This is a genomic window from Streptomyces candidus, assembly GCF_014207445.1.
GTDB classification, from domain to species: Bacteria; Actinomycetota; Actinomycetes; order Streptomycetales; family Streptomycetaceae; genus Streptomyces; species Streptomyces candidus.
On the sequence record NZ_JACHEM010000003.1, the window covers coordinates 478709 to 500178 of the forward strand.

General features: G+C 70.3%; 21 protein-coding genes and 1 pseudogene. 12 read left to right on the forward strand and 10 right to left on the reverse strand.

The window, feature by feature from the left end; genetic code table 11:
• Positions 1 to 90 precede the first annotated feature (90 nt).
• On the forward strand, positions 91 to 477 hold the full coding sequence (locus HNQ79_RS08185; RefSeq protein WP_185028479.1) for a VOC family protein: 387 nt from the start codon (positions 91 to 93) through the stop codon (positions 475 to 477).
• 198 nt (positions 478 to 675) lie between these two features.
• Here the strand turns inward: HNQ79_RS08185 and HNQ79_RS08190 are convergent, their stop codons facing one another.
• Entirely contained in the window at positions 676 to 1035 is a 360-nt protein-coding gene (locus HNQ79_RS08190) for a VOC family protein (protein ID WP_185028793.1), read from the reverse strand.
• Positions 1036 to 1389: 354 nt separating this feature from the next.
• Positions 1390 to 4242: an ABC transporter substrate-binding protein gene (locus HNQ79_RS08195; protein ID WP_185028481.1), complete on the reverse strand. Its 2853-nt coding sequence runs from the start codon at positions 4240 to 4242 to the stop codon at positions 1390 to 1392.
• A 325-nt stretch (positions 4243 to 4567) separates the two neighbouring features.
• Between HNQ79_RS08195 and HNQ79_RS08200 the strand changes: the two genes are divergently transcribed.
• The 3 genes from HNQ79_RS08200 to HNQ79_RS08210 all read left to right on the forward strand — a co-directional run bounded on the left by HNQ79_RS08200 (position 4568) and on the right by HNQ79_RS08210 (position 6295).
• The gene (locus HNQ79_RS08200; RefSeq protein WP_185028483.1) at positions 4568 to 5119 is read left to right on the forward strand and encodes a hypothetical protein; all 552 of its coding nucleotides are present in this window, start codon (positions 4568 to 4570) and stop codon (positions 5117 to 5119) included.
• A 252-nt stretch (positions 5120 to 5371) separates the two neighbouring features.
• Entirely contained in the window at positions 5372 to 5896 is a 525-nt protein-coding gene (locus HNQ79_RS08205) for a hypothetical protein (protein ID WP_185028485.1), read from the forward strand.
• A 33-nt stretch (positions 5897 to 5929) separates the two neighbouring features.
• Positions 5930 to 6295, forward strand: coding sequence for a hypothetical protein (locus HNQ79_RS08210; protein ID WP_185028487.1), 366 nt, complete (start codon positions 5930 to 5932; stop codon positions 6293 to 6295).
• A gap of 173 nt (positions 6296 to 6468) precedes the next feature.
• Here HNQ79_RS08210 and HNQ79_RS08215 read toward each other — a convergent pair whose 3' ends face one another.
• The 3 genes from HNQ79_RS08215 to HNQ79_RS08225 form a co-directional block, all read right to left on the reverse strand.
• Positions 6469 to 7281 carry a MerR family transcriptional regulator gene (locus HNQ79_RS08215; protein ID WP_185028489.1) on the reverse strand — a complete coding sequence of 271 codons (813 nt, stop codon included), beginning with the start codon at positions 7279 to 7281 and terminating at the stop codon, positions 6469 to 6471.
• 169 nt (positions 7282 to 7450) lie between these two features.
• The gene (locus HNQ79_RS08220; RefSeq protein ID WP_185028491.1) at positions 7451 to 8029 is read right to left on the reverse strand and encodes a GNAT family N-acetyltransferase; all 579 of its coding nucleotides are present in this window, start codon (positions 8027 to 8029) and stop codon (positions 7451 to 7453) included.
• A gap of 121 nt (positions 8030 to 8150) precedes the next feature.
• A complete protein-coding gene (locus HNQ79_RS08225) occupies positions 8151 to 8789 on the reverse strand; it encodes a hypothetical protein (protein ID WP_185028493.1) in 639 nt (212 codons plus the stop codon).
• A gap of 95 nt (positions 8790 to 8884) precedes the next feature.
• Here HNQ79_RS08225 and HNQ79_RS08230 point away from each other — a divergent pair, with 95 nt between their 5' ends.
• Entirely contained in the window at positions 8885 to 9499 is a 615-nt protein-coding gene (locus tag HNQ79_RS08230; RefSeq protein ID WP_185028495.1) for a DUF1707 SHOCT-like domain-containing protein, read from the forward strand.
• A gap of 27 nt (positions 9500 to 9526) precedes the next feature.
• Here the strand turns inward: HNQ79_RS08230 and HNQ79_RS08235 are convergent, their stop codons facing one another.
• Both HNQ79_RS08235 and HNQ79_RS08240 read right to left on the reverse strand, forming a co-directional pair.
• Positions 9527 to 9757 carry a DUF4287 domain-containing protein gene (locus HNQ79_RS08235; RefSeq protein ID WP_185028795.1) on the reverse strand — a complete coding sequence of 77 codons (231 nt, stop codon included), beginning with the start codon at positions 9755 to 9757 and terminating at the stop codon, positions 9527 to 9529.
• A 48-nt stretch (positions 9758 to 9805) separates the two neighbouring features.
• Positions 9806 to 10153: pseudogene (locus tag HNQ79_RS08240) on the reverse strand (DUF192 domain-containing protein); the annotation flags it as partial.
• Positions 10154 to 10292: 139 nt separating this feature from the next.
• On the opposite strand from HNQ79_RS08240, the gene HNQ79_RS08245 reads away from it, so the two are divergent.
• Positions 10293 to 11252, forward strand: coding sequence for a prepilin peptidase (locus HNQ79_RS08245; RefSeq protein WP_185028498.1), 960 nt, complete (start codon positions 10293 to 10295; stop codon positions 11250 to 11252).
• 235 nt (positions 11253 to 11487) lie between these two features.
• Positions 11488 to 12597 (forward strand): baeRF3 domain-containing protein, encoded by a 1110-nt coding sequence (locus HNQ79_RS34440; RefSeq protein WP_185028500.1) that lies wholly within the window; start codon positions 11488 to 11490, stop codon positions 12595 to 12597.
• Positions 12598 to 13041: 444 nt separating this feature from the next.
• On the opposite strand, the gene mgrA is transcribed toward HNQ79_RS34440, so the two are convergent.
• Positions 13042 to 14082: an L-glyceraldehyde 3-phosphate reductase gene (gene mgrA, locus HNQ79_RS08255; RefSeq protein ID WP_185028502.1), complete on the reverse strand. Its 1041-nt coding sequence runs from the start codon at positions 14080 to 14082 to the stop codon at positions 13042 to 13044.
• Positions 14083 to 14246: 164 nt separating this feature from the next.
• Here mgrA and HNQ79_RS08260 point away from each other — a divergent pair, with 164 nt between their 5' ends.
• The 5 genes from HNQ79_RS08260 (at position 14247) to HNQ79_RS08280 (ending at position 20085) form a co-directional block, all read left to right on the forward strand.
• Positions 14247 to 15008 carry an isoprenyl transferase gene (locus HNQ79_RS08260; protein WP_185028504.1) on the forward strand — a complete coding sequence of 254 codons (762 nt, stop codon included), beginning with the start codon at positions 14247 to 14249 and terminating at the stop codon, positions 15006 to 15008.
• 316 nt (positions 15009 to 15324) lie between these two features.
• Complete coding sequence (gene phoH2 / locus HNQ79_RS08265) at positions 15325 to 16647, forward strand: RNA 5'-3' helicase PhoH2 (RefSeq protein WP_185028505.1); 1323 nt, start codon at positions 15325 to 15327, stop codon at positions 16645 to 16647.
• 405 nt (positions 16648 to 17052) lie between these two features.
• Positions 17053 to 17796 carry an aggregation-promoting factor C-terminal-like domain-containing protein gene (locus HNQ79_RS08270; protein WP_444545292.1) on the forward strand — a complete coding sequence of 248 codons (744 nt, stop codon included), beginning with the start codon at positions 17053 to 17055 and terminating at the stop codon, positions 17794 to 17796.
• 142 nt (positions 17797 to 17938) lie between these two features.
• Positions 17939 to 19366, forward strand: coding sequence for an AI-2E family transporter (locus tag HNQ79_RS08275; protein ID WP_185028507.1), 1428 nt, complete (start codon positions 17939 to 17941; stop codon positions 19364 to 19366).
• Positions 19363 to 20085 carry a hypothetical protein gene (locus HNQ79_RS08280; RefSeq protein WP_185028509.1) on the forward strand — a complete coding sequence of 241 codons (723 nt, stop codon included), beginning with the start codon at positions 19363 to 19365 and terminating at the stop codon, positions 20083 to 20085. Before HNQ79_RS08275 ends, HNQ79_RS08280 begins: the two co-directional genes overlap by 4 nt.
• A gap of 71 nt (positions 20086 to 20156) precedes the next feature.
• Here HNQ79_RS08280 and HNQ79_RS08285 read toward each other — a convergent pair whose 3' ends face one another.
• Both HNQ79_RS08285 and HNQ79_RS08290 read right to left on the reverse strand, forming a co-directional pair.
• Positions 20157 to 20690 carry an alkyl hydroperoxide reductase gene (locus HNQ79_RS08285; RefSeq protein ID WP_185028511.1) on the reverse strand — a complete coding sequence of 178 codons (534 nt, stop codon included), beginning with the start codon at positions 20688 to 20690 and terminating at the stop codon, positions 20157 to 20159.
• A gap of 55 nt (positions 20691 to 20745) precedes the next feature.
• Positions 20746 to 21300, reverse strand: coding sequence for a peroxiredoxin (locus tag HNQ79_RS08290; protein ID WP_185028513.1), 555 nt, complete (start codon positions 21298 to 21300; stop codon positions 20746 to 20748).
• Between the last annotated feature and the right edge of the window lie 170 nt (positions 21301 to 21470).

A 21470-nucleotide genomic window follows, 5' to 3' on the forward strand; every position in this document is an offset into this window, starting at 1 on the left:
TGGTACCGGCACCGTGACCGGGAGGTCATCCGGAGCGGCGACGAGCGTCGGAGCGGCCGCGCGAGCTGTTGTTCCGTAGGCTCGGCGGTCATGGAGACAACGGCGTCCTTCGTCCATCACCTCGGGGTGTTCGCCTCGGACTTCGAGGCCAGCGAACGGTTCTACACCGCCGCGCTGGGAGCTCTGGGGGTCGGAGTCGGCTACCGGGCCGACGGCGTCACCGAGTACTGGCGTCCGGAGCGGGACACGCCGTCGTTGTCCCTGGAACGCGCGAGGAACACCGTCACCACGGGGGTGCACCTCGCGTTCACGGCCGACAGCCGCGAGACCGTGGACGCCTTCCATGCGGCTGCGGTGGCGGCCGGGGGAGTCTCCCGGCACGCGCCCCGCGCGTGGGGGGAGTACCGCGCCTACTGTGCGTTCGTCAGTGATCCGGACGGCAACAACATCGAAGCCGTCCACAAGGAGACGTCCTGACACTCCGGTGTCGACGAGCGGCGGCTGATCGTCACACACCACGGCGTCGTCGCCGTACAGCGTCCGAAGGCAGGCAGTGATTTCTCGTGGAGGCCCAGGATCCGACCGACGTCTTCATGGTGCGCCCGCCACGGGCAGGCAACGCCGCGCAAGCCTGACCTGCGGCACAACGGCTGCGGCCCCGGCGGGGAGGCGGTCTCAGCCTCTGACGATGCAGAAGGGATGCCCGGCCGGGTCGGTGAGGACCCGCCACCTCTCCGGGTGGGGCTGCTGATCCGGCTTCTTCGCCCCCAGCTCCAGCAGGCGGGTCTCGGCCTCGTCCAGGTCCGCCTCGACCTCGAAGCAGAGATGGAGCTGCTGCGGGACGTCCGGGTCGGGCCAGCTCGGAGCGCGGTAGCCGTCGACCCGTTGGAAGCCGACGAGGACGTGACCCTCCCGGTGGAGACTCGCGAAGTCGGCGTTCGACTTCGGGTGCGGTGCGAGGCCGGTGGCCTGCTGATAGAAGGTCGCCAGGGCCGGCGGATCAGGGCAGTCGAGGGTTATCGCACTCAACTTCATCTGCATGGACGCGTCGCCTCCAGGCCGCTGACGGATCTTCGTGGCACACACCTTAAGGCAGCTGTCTTTCGACATCTGCGCAAGCGCTACGGGCAGCACGTCGCCCGCGGCCCTGCGCGAGCGGGCGCCGAACACCCGGGTGTTGATCCTTACCCCCTTCGACAGCGAGAGCGACGTACTGCCGGCGATCGAGGTGGGCGCGGTCGGATACCTCTCGGCGTGCGTGACCGTGCCTCGGCGGTGGCCGAGGGCTACCGTCGTCGCCTGCTCGTCTGAGGGCCACCGTCGTCGCCTGCTCGTCTGACGCCCGGCCGCGAGACACCGGAGGGCAGGGCCGCAGGGGGCGGTGGGGTCTCATTTGGCCACGAAGGCCCTCAGAGGGGAGAGGCCGGTCATGCTGACCTGCAGACCCCGCAGCTTCGCCGAGTGGAGGTACGTGCGTGTCGGCACGTACGCGGGGACGGCCGCCACCTGTGCCAGCAGCAGTTCGTTCACGTAGGACCACTGGCTGCCCGCGTCGCTGAGGGACTCCACGTTCCGGGCGGCGTCGATCCTCTCGTTGACCTCCTCGTTGTTGAAGCGGCCGTAGTTGCTCGATGCCGGGTAGGGCGGGTGGCGGCCGTCGAAGTAGTCGGGCAGGAAGGTGGACGCGGTGGGCAGCCCGCTGCCGACGGCGATGCGGTACAGGTCGTACTTGCCGTCGCGGATGCCGTCCCAGAACTCGGTTCTGCCGACCTTCTTGATGGTCACGTCGATTCCGGCCTTCTTCAGCCCCGCCTTGACCGCCTCGGCGCGGTGCGCGTCGGCGACGCTGTCGTCCCGGAGGGCGAGTGTCAGGCGGAGACCGGTCAGACCGCTCTCGATGAGGAACTTCCGGCCCTCGGCGGGGCTGCCGTTCGGGCCCCATCCGCCCAGCCGGTGTCCGGGCGCCCCGACGACGTCGGGCGGCACCAGGCCCTCGGCCGGAGTGCCGTTCCCGCCACTGGCGCGGCGGACGTCCTCGGCGGGGAGCGCGGCCGCGATGGCCAGCCGAGCCTTGTGGTTCTTCACCCGGGCGGCATTGATCACGTACGACTGGACGTACCAGGTGGGGCCCTGGACGGACTTCAGCGCGCCGCCCTCGGTGCCCGCCTGTCCGGCCGTGAAGAGAGGCTCGTCGGAGCCGCTGAAGGTCGCCACGGCCCTGCCCTTCGCCGACTCCGCGGCGAGGCGGAAGCGGAGCTGCGGGAGGGGGATTCCCGTCTCCACCGTGTAGCCGTCGGGGTACGCGGTGCGGACCGGATCGGTGTTCCGCTGCCAACGGGGGTTGCGGGTGAGGGTGAGGGCCTTGCCGGCGGTGAAGGCCGCGGCCTGGTACGGGCCGGTGCTCGGCAGCCCGGCGCCGGCCTTCGCGTCCTGCCCGGAATCGGCGGCCCCCTCGGGCATCGGCGCGGCCGTCGGACTCGCGAGGGCGACGTTGAAGTCCCAACGCGCATCGTCGAGATGGAAGACGACGGTGCGGTCGTCCGGCGTCTCGATCGCACCGCGCCGCACCGCGCCCGTCTTCGGGCCGTAGAGGAAGTCCCGTACCGTACGGTCGCCCTCCGACAGCTCCGGCCTGGTGGTCCGCTCGATGGCGTACCTGAAGTCCCTGGCGCGTACGGGGGTTCCGTCGCTGTAGACGAGACCGGGCTTGAGCGTGAACGTCCACTCCCGGCCGTCCGTCGAACGGCCCGCGTCCGTCGCGAGGTCGCCGACGAGTTTCACGTACCCGCTCTCGTCGGTCTTGAAGGCGGTGAGACGCCGATGGAGGAGGTCGGCCACCTGCTGGTGGGTGCCCGGTGCCATGCGGCCCGGATCGATCGTGGCGAGGGCGTTCGGTTCGAGGACGGTGACTGTGCCTCCCTTGCGCGCTCCGTCGACGACGGGGGCGGGACCCTGGGAGTCGTCCGCGGAGCCGATGCTGAGGTACCTGGTCCTTGCCACCGGGGACACACTGGCGCCGGGAGCAGCCGCGTCGGAAGCGCTGCCGCCACCGCCTCGGCCCGTGCCCCCCTTGAACGGGTCGACCACCACGAGGGTCGCCACCAGCGCGCCGACGGCCACCGCCACGCCCGCGCCCACCCACCGGGCCCTGGTGCGCGAACCGCGCTGCGGGGGCGGCGGGTCGACGGAGCCCGGGTCCCGGGACGTGGCGGAGGACGGTGCGGTGGGTGCCGTCACGGTCGGCGGCGGCGAGATCGTGCGGGGGAACGCGGCGGGCGGCGACGACGCGGGGGCCGGCGGCGCCTGGGGCATCGGGGGCAGCGGCGGGGCGAGGCGGAAGGAGTCGGTGTCGGGGGACGGAGCAGGTGCCGGTACCGGTGCGGGAGGCCCGGCGGGGGCCGACGCGCCGCCCAGCGACTCGAAGGCCTCCAGCGCCTGCTGGGCGTCCGGCCGGTCGCGCGGCTGTTTGGCCAGCATCCGCACGACGAGTTCGTCCCATGCGGGGGGCAGGTCCGGGCGGCGCACCGAGGGGGCCTGCGGGGTCTCGTACACGTGGCAGTGCATGAGCGAGGCAGCCGAACCGGTGTCGAACGGCGGCTCACCGACCAGCAGTTGGTGGACCATGCAGCCGAGCGAGTACACGTCGGAGCGGCCGTCGTCCGAGGCCCGGGTGAAACGTTCCGGTGCCATGTAGTGCAACGTTCCCACCGGAGCGTCCGAAGTCCCGGTCAGATACCCGGCCCCGGCTGTGGCGTCGAGGAACTTGGCGATGCCGAAGTCAAGGACCTTGGCCGTGCCCTCGTCCGTCACCACCACGTTCGCGGGCTTGATGTCCCTGTGCACGATGCCGGCCCGGTGGGCGGTGACCAGTGCGCGGCAGACCTGCGCGCCGATCGCGGCGACCCGGACGAGCGGCGGGGGGCCCGCGTCCCTCAGGAGATCCCGCACGGTCCGGCCGGACAGCAGCGGCATCACCAGGTACGGGACGCCGTCCGCCGTCCCGTGGTCGTAGACGGGCACGATGTACGAGCTGTCGAGAGCAGCGGCGGCGCGTGCCTCCCGCTCGAACATCGCGAGCAGCCGCTGCCCCTCGGCGGGCGACGTGCCGGGCGGCATGTTGAGGACCTTGACGGCGACCTGTCGACGCAGGCGCACGTCCTCGGCCCGCCACACCTCACCCATGCCTCCCGCACCGACACGTTCGACCAGCGCGTACCGCCCGTCCAGAACCGAGCCCCGCATCAACCCGCCCTCATCCGCCAGTGGGAACGTGCACTCCACCACGTCCGTCGGTGGGAACGCGCACCTGCCCACTGTGCACCCCCTGAACGTGCCTGTCCCCGTCCCCTGTTCTCCCGCTCGGTGCTCCACCGCCGGGCGCTGCACAACGGATTACCGGATCCGTCCCCGACAGGAGGGCGAATCCCGCAAACCGATCACGACTCGATACACGACCGGCCGTCGGTGACGCACCCGCCCAGGAGCGGCGCGGGCCTCCGGGACCGGCTCCCGCCGCTCGGCCGATGGCTGGCTAGGATCGGGCGACTCACTGATTCCGGGGGAAACCATGCTCATAGCCACTGTCCGTCGCGCCGCCGTCCTCGGCGCGGCCCTTGCCGCGCTCACCGTGTCCTGCGGACCCACGTCCTCGCCGGAAGGGTCGGCGACCGCAGCGCCCTCGGCCGACGCGGCCACAGCGGCACCGTCCGACGCCGGTTCGCCGTCCGAGGTCCCGAGTGCCGGGGGCGACCGCGCGGCCGGTGAGGGGGCAGTGCCCGACACCGGGGCAGAGGCCGCGGTGACGCCCGGACCCGAACGAGTACGGGACGCCTTCGCCGGACTCCAGGCGACGCTCAACGACTCGTGCGAGACGCCGGGCGGCTGCGGGTACTTCCTGGGGCGCGTCAATGAGGAACTCATGGGCCTCAAGGCGTCGATGAAGGCCGACCCCAAGGGCCCCGGCCACTTCTCCGAGCCCCTCGCCTGGATCAAGGCGCTCGACGCGAAGCTCGGCACCGACCGCGGGACGGCGAACCTCACGAAGCACAAGACCTCGTTGCTCGGCACCCGCGACAAGATCAACACGTGGATGCAGGGACACCCGGACGACTACCGCTGATCACCCCCCGGCTGAGGAAAACAGGCGGACTGGGCCACCGTCAACGGGAATTCTTCTCCCAGAAGGCACGGCCGACGCGAGGTGCGGGTTCAGCCGACGCACGTGATCTCTTTCACACGTGATCACCCTTTTCCACCCGCGCTCCGGGATGTGAGGGTCCATGTGTCATCGCCCTCCCCGACCAGGGGGGCGGACCACGAACTCGCCTCCCTGACCCGGGGGCGAGGTATCGAACAACAGGGGAAAACACACGTGCGCAAGACCACCACACGTCGTATAGCGCTGTCCGGAATCGCCGCTGTCACCAGCGCCGCCATGCTCGCCACCGTGGCTCCCAATGCCATGGCCGCCGACCGCACCACCCGGGGGAACACCACTACGGCGGCCGTGGCCGCCGACGCGCAGACGCCGGCGATCACCGCCGAGCAGCGCCGGTTCATCGAGGACGGGATGGGCCCGGAGGCCCTCGCCGAAATCGAGAAGGGGATGAGCCAGAACCCGTCCGGCGGCATCCAGACCCGCGCGTTCCCGATCGCCGCCGTCGCCATCGGTGCGGCCGCCTGGTGCGCGAAGGGCGCTCTGGCCAGCATCCCGACGTCGGTCCTCAGCGACATCGCGGCAGGCAAGGCGTCCAGCAAGAAGACCTACGTCCGGAACGCCATCATCGGCTGCATCGGCGGCGAAATCGGCGGCGTCGTCTGGAAGTTCCTGCCCGGCTGGGTGAAGAACAAGGCCATCAACATGGTGATCGCCTTCATCATCAAGTACATCCGCTAGCATCGCCCGGCACGACGAGCTCATGAGGTAAGCATGGCCTACATGTTCATTTTCGGCTGCTTCCTCCTGCTGGGCGTAGTCAGTTCGCTGGCGGCGCGCGTGGGGTACCGGGGAACCGTCTGCGACAGGTCCGACGGGTACGAGGTCCCCGCCGAGGTGAAGTCCGATCCCGCGCTGCGGAAGCGGGCGAACAGCCTGGTGGCGTTCTGGTGCACCGGGGCCGCGGCCCTCAGCTTCGCTCCTCTGGTACCGATCGGGAGCGTCATCCTGAGCGACGGCGGCAAGTCGGTCTCCACCTGGGGCCTCGCGGTCTTCGCCCTCTACGGCCTGGTCGTGGTGATCGTGGGGGCGTACCCCTTCGAGAAGATCAAGCACCTCGGCGGCTCCGGCCGGCGCTGAACGAAGATGCCCCCAGGACCGGGCCCGGTCCTGGGGGCATCGCCGTGTCACGTGGATGCGGCGAGGGTCTGAACTCCGCGGCGGAAGCGCGCTGTTGGTGAGACGCCGTTCGGCCTGCCAGTACGCGTGCGGGGTCCCATGTCCGTTCCTGCCTGTCGGTCCGTCGGGCCCGGTCAGGACCGGGCGATCGGTGCCTGGAGTTCCGTCACCCAGTCGTTCTGGTCCGCCGGGCACTCCAGGTTGACCTCGCGGGGGTGGCCGGCGGAGCGGTGGCCGTGGGCGTCGATCCAGCGGCCCAGCGTCTGCACCGGCGTCAGGACGGCCGCCATCGGCCCCCGGTGCACAATCGTCGCCGCCGACTCCACGGGCGGCAGGTCCACGACCCGCAACCTGCCGTCGTCCCGTACGGGAACCGCCACCTGCACGCCCGCGTGGACGAGGATGCCGCTCCCGGGAACGTCCTCGTAGTACGTGACGCCGGGTCCGGACGGGGTGATGCCCGCCTCGCCGAGGAGCGCGAAGAGTTCCTCGTACAGCGGCTGGATGACCGCTGCGACGTTGTCGAACCCCGTTGCCAGGCCCCTGAGTTCGGCGATCCGGATGCTCGGCAGGCTCTTCACGACGACATCGTTCGTGGGCATGTGCCCCTCGCTCTCGATCGACCGGAGCCTCGCCTCGACCTGCGTCAGCCTGTCCGCCGCCGCCGTCATCGCCGCCTCCAGCTCGGCCTGCCGCAGCCGCAGCATGGCGCGCAGTTCCTCGACGGTGACCTTCTCGTCCAGGATCTCCCGGACCTGCGACAGGGTGAAGCCGAGGTCCTTCAGCGCGATGACCCGGTTGAGACGGGCGAGCTGGGCGGCGGTGTAGTGCCGGTAGCCGGTGGCGGGGTCGACCCGGGCGGGGTGCAGCAGGCCGGTCGCGTCGTAGTGACGCAGCATCCGGACCGACACCCGCCCGAGCCGGGCGAAGTCTCCGATGGTGAACATGATGTCTCCGAGCTGACCGCCTGACACGGTGTGAGAGTCAAGCCGCCGGGCAGGTCCGGCCCTCGGTCAAGAGGGCGCGGGGGTGGCCGACTTCGAGCCGTTGCCGCCGACCGTGCCGGTAGGAGGCCAACGTGCCGGTAGGTGAGGGCGGGCCGCGGAGCCTTTCCGCTCACCGCTGTCGCAGCTGTTCCCATTGCCCGTGGGTCAGCTCGTACTCGACCTCGCCCTGCTCAGAGCCTGCGATGGGGTCCGGCCACTCCCCGGTGAAGTGCCGCAGGAAGGTCAGGCCGGACTTCTCCATCACGCGCCGGGAGCCGGTGTTCACGGTCATCGTGTTCGCCGTCACCCGCTCCGTGCCGAGGTCCGTGAAGCCCTTGTCGATCAGTGCGCGCGAACCCTCCGTCGCGTAACCGCGGCCCCAGGAGGTCTTGTTGAGCCGGTAGCCCAGCTCCACGACGGTGGCGTCGTCGTCCGACAGCGGCCGGAACTCGAACCAGCCGAGGAAGGCCCCGGTGGCCCGCTCCTCGGCCGCCCAGAACCCGCGCTCGCCCGTGCACGGATGGGTGTGCAACAGGCGGGGGAGTGAGCGGCTGCGGATCGTCTCGCGGGCGGTGGGTTCGCCGCCGTTGATGAAGCGCATCACGGCGGGATCGTTGTCGAGGGCGACGAGGTGGTCGAGGTCGGCCTCGGTGTCCGTGAAGGGCCGCAGGACGAGGCGGTCGGTCGTCAGGAAGGGCACGGTCTGCATACGGCGATCCTCGCGGGAGCGAAGAGGGGAGGCCAGTGGATTCGGGTACGAGGGTGAAGCGGGGGCCGGGGGAGGAGCGGGGGCCGGGGGAGGCGCGGGCCGCGGGTGCGAGGGCCGGGTGCTACTGGCCTCCCGCCAGCGCCTTCTCGACGCGCTTCGCCTGGTCCTCCGCGAAGTGTTGCAGGCCCTCCGCGTCCTCGCTCCGGTACTCCTGCGAGATCGCGACCACCGTCGTACCGACCCGGAAGTGGATGACGCGCAGAGCGTTGGTGTCGTCCTCGCCGGCCTTCACATAGGTGTACGCGTTCCCGACCGGGGGCCCGTCCTCCCGGCGCGCGTCGTCCGCGAGTTCGGTCTGCCGGGTGTACCCGGTGACCGCCGCGTCCTTGCTGCCGTACGCCTTGACGCTCGTACCGACCAGCGCCCCCGAGCTGTCCGTGTAGTTGCCGACGCCCTCGAAGGTCAGGCCCTCGCACGGGCCCTCGCAGGAGGCGGGCTGTGCCGTGATGCCGCCGTTGTCGCCCTCGGCGTCCTCCGTCCAGCCCGTGGGCAGGTCCTCGCCGCGGAGGAGGACGGCGGCGAGTGCCTTGGCGTCCTTGAAAGACGTGGCAGGGTCGGGGAGGTGGGGCTGTTCCGACTGGAGCTGGGAGCCGCCCTTGCCGTCCTCGGCGCCGGGCTCGTCGGATGTACCGCTGCATGCCGACATGGCCAGCAGGAGGGCTGCCGTCGCCGTGCCCACCCAGATTCGCCGGGAGCCCATCACACGTACCTCTTCATCTCTGCCTCACATGCGTACAACGGGCAACCTACACAGGTGTCGGCCACCCCGTGCGACGGCTTCGTATCATCGGACGCATGACTGCCGAGTCCGCAGGTACCCCCGCGCGTCGCCGTCCGTTGCGCGCTTCCGACGCCGACCGCGACGCCACCGTCGAACTGCTGAGGGAGGCGGCCGCCGAGGGCCGGCTCGACCTCGACGAACTGGACGAGCGGCTGGAAGCGGCCCTCACCGCCAAGACCGTCGCCGAACTCGGGCCGCTCACCGAAGACCTGGTACCGGACGGGCCGCCGGGCGGCGCCCTGGTCGCGGCCGACCCGCTGGTCCTCAAGGGCGGCGTCCACGGCGTCTCGCGGGTCGGCGGCTGGAACGTCCCGTCGAAGATCGTCGCGCGCGGCGGCATGGGCGGCGTCAAGCTCGACTTCACCCGCACCCGAGTGCGGCTGGCGGAGGTCGAGGTGGAGGTCTACGGAGAGATGGCGGGGGTCACCGTCGTCGTCCCCGAGGGCTGGGCCGTGGACAGCGACGGCGTCGACCCGGGCCTGGGCGGCATGCGGAACAAGGTCACGGGAGAACGCCGTCCCGGCACCCCCTTGATCCGGCTCGTCGGCGCGGGCGGCGCGGCAGGTGTGACCGCCCGCCACCCGGGCCCCTGGGAACGGCGGAAGCTGCGCAAGCAGCTGGGTAGTTGAGGCCGAAGGGCGCGTCGGTGGGCCGGTCTACTTGGCCTTGTCCTCCGCCAACGTGTGCGCCACCAGGGCGTTCGCGTGCCCGTGACCCAAGCCGTGCTCGGACTTCAGCCACGCGACCAGCTCCATGTGCTTGGTCAGCGGCGAGCTGCGGACCATGTCCTGCCACTCGGCGACGGGGCGGCCGTACTTCGCCTCGATGGAAGGGAAGTAGCTGGCGGGGCCCTTGACGGCCGGCTTGGCGTGTGTGTTCTCGGTCATGGACGCATCCTGGCACCCACCACTGACAACGACCTCCGGAACGGAATCGATCCTCACCCGGACCCCCAGCCGCACGCCCCACCGGGTCAGAGCCCCTGCCTCCGCCTCCAGTACGTGCCGCGCCCGCAGTCGCGGCATGCCCAGCCGCCCCGTGGGCATCGTCCGTACCGCCAGTACGCGCAAATCACGTCCCAGGTAGGCAACTTCGAGCGGAAAGCTCATCCCGAACGTGTGGACGCTGTGCGCGGGCGTCAGCAGCATCGCCCCCTCGATACCGGACCGGCCGAGAAGGCCGCGTGCGCGGGTGCGACGGGTGGCGGCGATCTCCAGGGGAACGGGTGTCGTGTCGGCCCCGACGGTCAGGATTCCGGGAGCCGGTACTTCGGGCGGACGCATGGCGGGAGCGTAGGCGCGCTCGGACGCGGGGGCCAAGGGGGCGTGGGCTCAGCAGGCGTGTGGCCAAATAGGCGTGGGGCAGGCGGCTATGGGTCCACGGGCCCATGACCACCGCCGCCCCCGGCCCTAGGGTTGACGCGTGTCCGTCACCGTCGCCCTGACCACGGCCGCCGTCCTGTGGGGGGCCGCCGCGGGGCTCCTCGTGCCGCGCGCCGCCCACCGGCTCTCCGTCGAGCCCGACGAACCCTGGCGCGCCGTCTGCCCCGCCGGACACCCCTTCACCGGGGTCGCCGGGGGCTGGCTGGGCACCGTGCGCTGCGTGGACTGCGTGGGAGCGGCGAGAGTGGCGGCGGGGCGCGCGCGACCGTCACCTGGGCCCGTTCCGCCCGGCACCCGCAGTGGCCCCCTCCCTCCCGGGGGCCGACCCAGCACCCGGAGTGGGCCCCTCCCGCCCGGCACCCGCAAGGGCTCCCTCCCGCCCCGCACCCCGCCGGGCGCCCTTCCGCGCGACGCCCCGCCCGCTGCCCCGCCCGACGCCCCCTGCAGCCCCCCGTACGAGAAGACCCTCCGCTTCGTGCTGCTCGGGGGCATCGTCTGCGGTTCCCTCGCCTTCGCCACCGGCCCCCGGCCCGAACTGGCCGTGTGGCTGCTGCTCGCACCCTTCGCGCTGCTTCTCGCCGTCGTCGACCGGCGGGTGCACCGGCTGCCGGACGTGCTGACGCTGCCGCTGGCGGGCGCCGCGGCCGGTCTCCTGGGGGTGGCCGGGCTGCTGCCCGGCGACGGCGGGTCCTGGTTCGGCGCGCTGCTCGGCGGGACCGGTCTCGGCGCCATGTACTTCGTCCTGTTCCTCATCAATCCGGCCGGTATGGGCTTCGGGGACGTGAAGCTCGCACTGGGCATCGGGACTGTGCTCGGCTGGTACGGCTGGTCCGTCCTCTTCGCCGGGGCGATGGCCGGGTTCGTCCTGGGGGCGCTGTACGGGCTCGGGCTCATCCTCACGCGGCGCGGCGGGCGCAGGACGGCGATTCCGTTCGGGCCGTTCATGCTGGCCGGGGCGTGGGCGGGACTGCTGCTGGGGGGCCTGGGGGCGGCAGGCTGAAAGTCGACAGAGAGCCCGGGGGACGCGTGCGGCGGAAGTCTCCGCGAGGGGGCGAACCGCGGCCATTCGTGAGAAATTGCGAAGGAGGGTCGGCCCCGGGGCGTCGGCGGGCGGCCTCGGCCGCCGTGCACGCGCCGCATGCGCCGTACGCGTCGCATCCGCGGCACCCGCTCTGCGCCCCTCTTCCGCGACCATCCCGAGTGCCCCCGAGTTCCACCGAGTGGAGTGAGAGTTCATGACTGACGAGGACGAGTCGGACCTGCTCGCCGAACTGCGCCGCCCCCGCCCCTACCCGGCGGTCTCCGTCACCCTTCCCACCCACCGCCACCGGCCGGAGAACCAGCAGGACCACATCCGGCTGCGCAACCTCCTCGGTGAGGTCGAGAAGCGGCTGGCCGACGACCCGGAGGTGAGCCGCGAGCAGGCCGCCGCCGTCGTGCGGCAGCTGACCGAAGCCGTCGACGAGCTGGACCCGGAGCACTTCCTGGAAGGCCTGGTGCTGTTCGCCGCCGCCGACGAGGCCCGTACGTACCTGGTCAGCGCGGAGGTGCCCGAGCGCATCGTGATCGGCGACTCGTACCTGACCCGCAACCTGGTGGCCGCCTCCGCGCGGCAGATCCCGTACCTCGCGCTGATCCTCAGCACCGGGGAAGTGCGGCTGTGGCACGGCGTCGGGTACGAACTGCACGAACTCGACCACGACGAGGCGGGCTTCCCGGTCGTCTCCTCCGGCGCGGAACGCGACGGCGCGCCCACCAGGAGCGGCGACCACGCCGCCGAACAGGACTTCCGCAACATGCTCGCCGAAGCCGACCGCAAGCTCACCCCGCTGCTCCAGGAAGCGGCGCTTCCGGTGGTGCTCGTCGGGCTGCGGCAGCACATCGCCACCTTCCGCGAGCTGTCCCGGCACGGGGCGGTGCTGGCGACGGACCTGGAGGTGGGCGGACTGCTCCAGACGACTGCTGCCGAACTCGTCGAGCAGCTCGCCCCGGCGCGGTCCGCGCTCGCCGCCATCGACGCCGAGGAGGCGTTGAAGGCGCTGGACGCGGCACGCAGCGGGCGGCGCTACTCCGCCGGCGTCCAGGACTGCTGGCAGACGGCCCGCGAGGGGCGGATCGGGCACCTGGTGGTGGAGGAGACGTTCCGGGTCTCCGCGCGGCCGGAAGAGGTCGAAGGGGCCCCACGGGCCTCCCTGGTCCTGACCGGGCCCGACTCCGAAGGGGCCGAGGACGACATCGTGGACTCGCTGGTCGAGCTGGTGCTGGAGGCGGACGGCGACGTGACGTTCGTACCGGAGGGCGCGCTGGGCGAGGCCGGGGGGATCGCGGCGGCCCTGCGCTACTGAGCCGGGCGCGGGAACGGTCCGGCGTGGGCGCCGCAGCCGCCGGGCACGGGTGCCGGAGCCGCCGGGCACGGGTGCCTGAGCCGGCGGGCGGGGCGGAAATCCCCGAGCGGGAGCAGAAACGTCAATCCCGCGACGTTGGCGACACCCCCGACGGGTGGAAGTCCGACCGCCCGCCCGAGCGGCCGAAAGGCGCCCGGATGCCAGCTGCCACAAGGGATTCCGCCCCTTGCGGGGTGCACACCGGCAACTCCGGAGAGTAATTATTCGGCGTCCTGGTGCGCAGCATCACTTACGAAGGGTTATGGTGGAAACCCCCCCTCGGGCCGGTCCGTATCCCCCCCACGGACCGGCCCGTTTTTTGTCTCCGTTCGGCGCCCCACGGTTCCGAAAGGACCCGTAACGCGCCGAACGTCCCTTCCCACGCAGCCGCACCCCCCGGGCGTGTCAGCCCCGGTCGGCCCAGATGTTCGTGCCGGGCGTGGACACCGCGAAGGAGTCGATCTCCTTCAGCTCCGCGTCCGTGAGCGCCGGAGCCCCGAGCGCCGCCACGTTCTCCTCCAGCTGCTTCACGCTGGACGCCCCGATGAGCGCCGACGTCATCCGCTCGTCCCGCAGCACCCACGACAGCGCGAGCTGCGCGAGGGACTGGCCACGCCGCGAGGCGATGTCGTTCAGGCCGTTGAGACGGCGCAGGACCTCCTCGCTCAGCAGACCCGGGTCCAGGGACTTGCCCTGGGTGGCACGTGAGCCCTCCGGGATGCCCTTCAGGTACTTGTTCGTCAGCAGGCCCTGCGCCAGCGGCACGAACGAGATGCAGCCCATGCCCGCCTCCTCCAGGGTGTCGAGCAGGCCGTCGTCCTCCGTCCAGCGGTTGATCATCGAGTACGAGGGCTGGTGGATGAGCGGGCGCACCCCCATCTCACGCAGCAGCCGCGCGGCCTCTGCGGTCTGCTCGCTGTTGTACGACGAGACGCCCACGTACAGCGCCTTGCCCTGCTGGACGGCCGATGCGAGCGCTCCCATGGTCTCCTCAAGAGGAGTGTCCGGGTCGAAGCGGTGCGAGTAGAAGATGTCGACGTAGTCGAGACCCATGCGGTTCAGCGACGCGTCCAGTGAGGACAGCAGGTACTTGCGGGAGCCCCACTCGCCGTACGGGCCGGGGTGCATCCCGTAACCCGCCTTCGTCGAGACGAGCAACTCGTCGCGGTACGGCGCGAAGTCCTGCGCGAAGATCTTGCCGAAGTTGGACTCCGCCGAGCCGGCCGGCGGGCCGTAGTTGTTCGCCAGGTCGAAGTGGGTCACACCCAGGTCGAAGGCGCGGCGCAGGATGGCGCGCTGCGAGTCGAGGCTGCGGTCGTCGCCGAAGTTGTGCCACAGGCCCAGCGAGACGGCCGGGAGCTTGAGGCCGCTGCGGCCGGAGCGCCGGTACTGCATCGTGTCGTAGCGGTCGTCGGATGCGCGGTAGTGCAGAGAGTCGTCAGTCACGATCACCTCCCTATCACGTACGCACTTGTGACAGACCGGGTTGGGCCGCCGGGACCCGCGCGCAGTAATGTGACGCGCTCGGGCCCCCGGAAAACAGCACCGGAGCACATACCGGCCGACCCCCAGAGGTCCGGGCGCCCGGGAAGACGAGAGGGTGGAACGCTGTGAACCTGCGCGACCTGGTGTATCGGCTGTACGCACGCCGCGTGGAGGGCCGTCTCGACCACGCCCAGGTGCCCAAGCACATCGGCGTCATCCTCGACGGCAACAGACGATGGGCGAAGGCAGCCGGCGGCACCACGGAGCAGGGGCACAAGGCCGGCGCGAGCAAGATCCAGGAACTTCTCGGCTGGTGCGCGGAGACGGACGTCGAGGTCGTCACCCTGTGGATGCTCTCCACCGAGAACCTCGACCGGCCCGAGGCCGAACTCACCCCCCTGCTCTCCATCATCGAGGGCGCCGTCAAGGCTCTCGCCGCCGACGGCCGCTGGCGGGTCCACCACGTCGGCACCATGGACATCCTCCCCGCCCGAACGCAGGGTGTACTGAAGGAGGCCGAGCAGTCGACGGCGGACAACAAGGGAATACTGGTCAACGTCGCCGTGGGCTACGGCGGCCGCCAGGAAATCGCCGACGCCGTCCGCTCGCTGCTCCTCGAACACGCCGACAAGGGGACCTCCTTCGAGGAACTCGCCGAGATCGTCGACGTCGAGCACATCTCGGAACACCTCTACACCCGCGGCCAGCCCGACCCGGACCTCGTCATCCGCACCAGCGGTGAGCAGCGGTTGTCCGGTTTCATGCTGTGGCAGAGCGCTCATTCGGAGTACTACTTCTGCGAGGTCTTCTGGCCCGCCTTCCGCAAGGTCGACTTCCTGCGCGCCCTGCGCGACTACGCGGCCAGGCACCGGCGTTACGGTTCCTGACCGCTGCCCGTACCCCCTCGGCGTACCGAACATGCGCGAAGAGACGTCATATGCCTTGGCCATGACCAGGCATGGCCGCGCATGTTCGAGGGAATACCCCCTCCAGGTCGGCGTCCGGTCCACGGACGCCGCATCTCAGCGGACGGCTCGATGCCGCCCGCCCGGGAGGCCCTTTGCACCAGGACGACCACGCCAGAAATGACGCGGTAGTGGTGGCAAGGGCCGGTCACCGGCCCGCGCAGAGCGGCCGGAACCGGTCCCTTCCGCCCGCGACGTCGTCGCACCCCGACCTCAGTCCGAGGGGGTACGTCCTTCCGTGGTGAACAGCTCTAAGCGCCGCCTTCCCGACAGGCGCACCTACGTTCTCGACACCAGCGTCCTGCTGGCCGACCCCAGCTCGATGACCCGCTTCGAAGAGCACGAAGTCGTGCTCCCGATCGTCGTCATCACCGAACTGGAGGCCAAGCGGCACCACCCGGAACTCGGTTACTTCGCCCGGCAGGCCCTGCGCATGCTGGACGACTACCGCATCCGGTTCGGCCGTCTCGACGCCCCGATCCCGATCGGGGACCTCGGCGGTTCGCTGCGCGTCGAACTCAACCACTCCGATCCCGGCGTCCTTCCCGCCGGCTACCGGTTGGGGGACAACGACTCACGGATCCTCGCCGTCGCACGCAACCTCCAGGCCGAGGGGTTCGACGTCACCGTCGTCTCCAAGGACCTCCCGCTGCGCATCAAAGCCTCCTCGGTGGGTCTGCTCGCCGAGGAGTACCGCGCGGAACTGGCCATCACCGACTCCGGCTGGACCGGAATGGCCGAACTGACCCTCGAAGCCGACCAGGTGGACCTCCTCTTCACCGAGGAACGGCTCTACGTGCCCGAGGCCGCCGACCTCCCCGTCCACACCGGCCTCGTCGTCTCCTCGGAGCGCGGCAAGGCCCTGGCACGGGTCACCCCGGACGGTCAGGTCCGTCTCGTACGGGGCGACAGAGGCGCGTTCGGCATCCACGGCCGCAGCGCCGAGCAGCGCATCGCGCTCGATCTGCTGCTCGACCCCGAGGTCGGCATCGTCTCCCTCGGCGGACGGGCCGGCACCGGAAAGTCCGCCCTGGCCCTGTGCGCGGGCCTGGAAGCCGTACTGGAGCGGCAGGAGCACAAGAAGGTGATGGTCTTCCGGCCGCTGTACGCGGTCGGCGGGCAGGAACTCGGCTACCTCCCCGGCTCCGAGTCCGAGAAGATGTCACCGTGGGCGCAGGCCGTCTTCGACACCCTCTCGGCCGTCGCGGGCAAGGAAGTCATCGAAGAGGTACTGGGACGCGGCATGCTGGAGGTCCTGCCGCTCACCCACATCCGGGGACGCTCGCTGCACGACGCGTTCGTCATCGTCGACGAGGCCCAATCCCTGGAACGGAACGTCCTCCTGACGGTCCTGTCCAGGATCGGGGCGAACTCGCGGGTGGTCCTCACCCACGACGTGGCCCAGCGAGACAACCTCCGGGTCGGCCGGTACGACGGGGTGGTCGCCGTCGTGGAGAAGCTGAAGGGACACCCGCTGTTCGCCCACGTCACCCTCACCAGGTCCGAGCGCTCGCAGATCGCCGCCCTCGTGACCGAAATGCTGGAGGACCGCCAGATCTGACCGAAAAGGCATAAACGCACGGAAGTTGCGCCGCCCGGCCGGACTCGCGAGAAGCGCGAGATCCTAGCCGGGCGGCGTCGCGCGACGCGAGTACTTCCCTGAAACAACAGCCACAAAATCGATGTGACGTTTCACACGCAACCAAGAATTGATTACCGGCATGCCCTTCCGGCAGAGTCTTGCTTCCGTCAGGCCCCGCATACGGCACACCCGCACCTCCAGAGGTGCAACACCACCTAATTCAACAGATTGCGCCGTATGCCGCCCGAGTAACACGGAGCACTCCCACGGGAGTTGCCCACCGGGTCCGCGCCTCCCGTGACGTACCAAAAGGGAGTGCCAGCGCCAGGGGTGCGATTGCGTCCGCGAGGGTCACCGGTTCGGACGCTGCTGGAAGGAAACCGTGTGAGCCGGATCTCGGTTCGGGGATTCGCAGTGGCCTCCGCCACCGCAGTCACCACAGTCGGCGCCGTCGTGGGCGTCGCATCGGGCGACCCGCAGTCGTCGAGCGACAACAACTTCGAGGCAGCCGCCGCCGACACGACTCTCCTCGCGGAAATCCCCGCCGGTCAGCACGCGCAGGTGGCGACCGCCTCCCTGGCGCAGCAGGCCGACGTCCAGGCCGCCGCCGTCGACGAAGCCGCGAAGAAGAACGCCGAGGAAGCGGCCCGCATCCAGGCCGCCTCCGACGCCAAGGCCAAGAAGGAAGCGGCCGACAAGAAGGCCGCCGACGAGAAGGCGGCCAAGGAGAAGGCCGAAAAGGCCGAGAAGGAAGCCAAGGAGCGCCAGGAGCAGGGCGAAGTCGCCTCCCGCTCGGCATCCCGCGACGCCTCCTCCTTCGAGCCGCAGACCTCCTACACCGTCGCCGAGGTCAAGGCGATCGCCCGCCAGATCGTCCCGGCCGGCCAGTTCCAGTGCTTCAGCACCATCGTGAACCACGAGTCCACGTGGAACTACAAGGCCGTGAACCCCTCCTCGGGCGCCTACGGCCTCGTCCAGTCCAACCCGGGCTCCAAGATGGCCTCGGTCGCCCCGGACTGGCGGACCAACCCGGCCACCCAGATCCAGTGGGGGCTCAACTACATGAACGAGCGCTACGGCAGCCCCTGCGGAGCCTGGGACTTCTGGCAGGACAACCGCTGGTACTGACAGCGCCGAATACGGGTACTCGATCACCCGGGCACTCAACTCCGCGGAGCCCCCCACCGTCATACGGTGGGGGGCTCCGCACGTGTACGGTCGGGTCCGACCAAATTCGCCGTGGGGCGTCGGGGTGGGAAGAGGAAACATCATGTCGAAGACGCCTGGATGGCTCGGCGGGCTCGGGTCGCGGCTGACCCACATGGGAGACCGGCTGGAGGAACGCCGCGCCGAGGCCGACGCCGACCCGGACGCGGTCGCCGTCCCGGAGAACGGCGTACCCGACCACCACGACCTCGAACACGTCCCGCCGCCCCCGGACTACGCCCCCGCCGTCCGCGCCAGGCCCGAACCCGCCGACGCGGTCCCCTGGGGCATGAGGGTCGCCGCCGAAGCCGGCTGGCGGCTGCTGGTCCTCGCGGGCACCATCTGGGTACTCGGCCAGATCATCAGCCAGGTCCAGCTGGTCGCCTTCGCCTTCATGGGCGCCCTCCTGATCACCGCACTGCTCCAGCCCACCGTGGCCGCGCTGAAGAGGGTGGGCCTGCCGCGGGGACTGGCGACCGCGCTCACCGCGATCCTCGGCTTCGTCGTGATCGGCCTGATCGGCTGGTTCGTGGTCTGGCAGATCATGGACAACGCCGAAGACCTCTCGGCACAGGTCCAACAGGGCCTCCAGGACCTGCGGACCTGGCTGCTGAACAGCCCGTTCCACGTCACCGAACAGCAGATCAACGACATCACCAAGAACCTCAGCGACGCCATCGGCACCAACACCCAGGAGATCACCAGCGCGGGACTCCAGGGCGTCACCGTCATCGTCGAGATGATGACCGGAATGCTGCTCGCGATGTTCTCCACCCTCTTCCTGCTGTACGACGGCAAGCGGATCTGGGAGTGGACGCTCAAACTGATCCCCACCCAGGCCCGCCCCGGCATGGCGGGCGCCGGCCCGCGCGCCTGGCGCACCCTCACCGCGTACGTACGCGGCACGGTGATCGTCGCCCTGATCGACGCCATCTTCATCGGGCTCGGCCTGCACTTCCTCGACGTGCCGATGGCGGTGCCGCTCGCCGTCCTGATCTTCCTGTTCGCGTTCATCCCGCTGGTCGGCGCGGTCATCTCCGGCGCGCTGGCGGTCGTCGTCGCGATCGTCACCAACGGGCCGTTCATCGCCCTCATGGTGCTGATCGTGGTCCTCGCGGTGCAGCAGATCGAGGGTCACATCCTCCAGCCGTTCATCCTGGGCCGAGCGGTACGGGTGCACCCGCTCGCCGTGGTCCTCTCGGTCGCGGCAGGCGGCCTCGTCGCCGGGATCGGCGGAGCGGTGGTCGCGGTACCGATAGTCGCCGTCCTCAACACGGCCATCGGCTACCTGCGCTCGCACGCCAAGGAAAGCGCCCTGCGGGCCGCGCCGAAGCCGCACGGGGCGACAGCGATCGACGTGGCGCCGACACCGACCCCGACACCGGCCCCGACCGCGACGATCACGACACCGGGCGCGGGGCCGACACCGGCACCGGGCGCGCCCTCCCCGGCACCGCCCTCCCCGGGCGCGCCGGACGGCGACACCCGGTGATATCCGAGCCCGAACTCGTCGGCGGAGCGGACGTGTCGCCACCGCTCGAAACCCTCCACTCGGGCGGCGACCCCGCTCCGCGCACCCAGGAGGAACCGCGCCGGCCCTGGCTGTGGGCAGTCGGCGGGGCCGTGCTCGCGTCGGCGCTGTGGGCGGGCGGGCTGTACGCCTTCGAACGCGACGGGGGACCCGACCAGCGGGGCTACGGGGTCACGGCGGAAACCTGTGAGAAGGCGCCGCTGAGCGCGATCACCGAGCGGTTCGGCGCACGGGACCGGCCCGCCGACAGCTCCGAGCGGTTCGAGGACCCGGCCTACGACCGGTCGGTCTGCCAGATAGGCCTGAAGTCGACGGACCAGCACACCCAGGGCTGGCCGACCACCTATCGGGCCGGGCTCGTCATCGAGCAGCACCGCAGAACCGACCCGGGGCCGGAGCTGGAGGCCCGGCTCACCGCCGGCGAGTACGGCACCAAGCCGGACGTGACGCCGGTGGAGGGGCTGGGTGACCGGGCTTTCCACCTGACGTTCACGGAGGACTACTACGTCCAGGACGACAGGCAACTCGTGGTGCAGGACGGCGGCGTCGTCCTCGTCCTCTCGATCGACGGCAGCGTCGACTTCGAGGGTGAGGGGGAGGAGGTCACGCCCACCTACGCCGGTGTGCCGGAACTCCTGGAGAGCGACATGCGCGAGCTGATGACGATGCTCAAGAAGTAGCGGGTATACGTGAAGGGGCCCACCGGCTGTCCGAACAGCCGGTGGGCCCCTTCACACGTACGTACTCGGCACTACTCGGCCAGTACGGCCTCGGAGTCGAGGGTGACGCCGACCGCCTGGATCACCGAGGCGATCTTGACGGCCTCCTGGATGGTCTCGCGGGAGACGTCGGCCTTGCGCAGGACCTGCTCGTGCGAGTCCAGGCACTGGCCGCAGCCGTTGATCGCGGAGACCGCGAGGGACCACAGCTCGAAGTCGACCTTCTCGACGCCGGGGTTGCCGATCACGTTCATCCGCAGGCCCGCGCGCAGCGTCCCGTACTCCGGGTCGGAGAGCAGGTGGCGCGTGCGGTAGAAGACGTTGTTCATCGCCATGATGGCGGCGGCCGACTTGGCGGCCGTGTACGCCTCGGCGGAGAGGTTCGCCTTCGCCTCCGGCTCCAGCTCGCGCAGCACCTTCGGCGAGCGCGAGGCGATCGCGCAGGCGAGGACGGTGCCCCAGAGCTGCTGCTGCGGGAGGTCGCTGTTGCCGATGACCGAGCCCAGGTTCAGGCGGAGGTCCTTGGCGTAGTCCGGTACGGCGGACTTCAGTTCGTCGAGTGCCATGTCAGATGGGTTCCGTTCCGTGGTCCGTGCGCGGGCGTGCTGGTGTCGGGGGTTCTTACTCGCCCGAGAGCAGCGCGACCGGGTCCAGGGTGTCCTCGCCCTTGGTCCAGTTGCACGGGCACAGCTCGTCCGTCTGCAGCGCGTCGAGGACCCGGAGGACCTCCTTGGGGTTACGGCCGACGGAACCGGCGGTGACCATGGTGAACTGGATCTCGCCGTTCGGGTCGATGATGAAGACGGCGCGCTGGGCGAAGCCGTCCGCGCCCTCGATGCCGAGGTCGCGCATGAGTTCGTGCTTCGAGTCGGCGAGCATCGGGAAGGGCAGGTCGGTCAGGTCCGGGTGGTCCTTGCGCCAGGCGTGGTGCACGAACTCGGAGTCGCCGGAGAAGCCCAGGATCTGCGCGTCGCGGTCCGCGAACTCCTCGTTCAGCTTGCCGAACGCGGCGATCTCGGTCGGGCAGACGAAGGTGAAGTCCTTCGGCCAGGCGAACAGAACAAGCCAGCGACCCTCGAACGACTTGTGGGTGATCTGCTCGAACTCCTTGCCCTTCTCCAGAGAGACGCAGGCGCTCAGTTCGAACGGGGGAAGCTTGTCACCAACGGTAAGCATGGGGCTCCTCTTGGACGGAGAGGAAAGGCCGCTTTCGCAGCATTTCTGGGGGGTTGGACTTTGATCAGCCTGCCATGGAGTCACTGATCAGTGAAATCGGGTGAAGTGTAGACTTTGATCGACGAGGGTTATTGATCTAGAGCTCGTCGACGCGCACGCGGAGGTCCGGA